The organism is Mesorhizobium sp. M1A.T.Ca.IN.004.03.1.1, assembly GCF_003997555.1.
Lineage (GTDB): Bacteria > Pseudomonadota > Alphaproteobacteria > Rhizobiales > Rhizobiaceae > Mesorhizobium.
Genome location: NZ_RZTV01000754.1, coordinates 1 through 251, shown reverse-complemented (window position 1 = coordinate 251; position 251 = coordinate 1). Strand labels below are relative to the sequence as shown.

Genomic DNA, 251 nt, shown 5'->3' with positions numbered 1-251 from the left:
TGCAGATCAAGAAGCTCGAGGAACAGCTCGGCGCGACCCTGTTTTTGCGCGACGCCCGCTCGGTGACGCTGACACGCCACGGCGAGATGCTGCTTTCCTACGCCCGCAACATCCTCGCCCTGTCGAACGAGGCGGTGTCGCGCTTCATCATGCCGGAGCTCACCGGTGTCGTCAGGCTCGGCGCGCCTGAAGATATCGGCGAGCGGCTGCTGCCGAGGATCCTCAAGAGTTTTGCCGAAAGCTATCCCGGC

General features: G+C 63.7%; 1 protein-coding gene. It reads left to right on the top strand.

Annotation, left to right across the window (positions count from 1 at the left end; all coding sequences use genetic code 11):
- Positions 1 to 251 (top strand): LysR family transcriptional regulator (locus EOD29_RS33670; protein WP_164764043.1); only part of this gene is annotated, 251 nt, incomplete at both ends.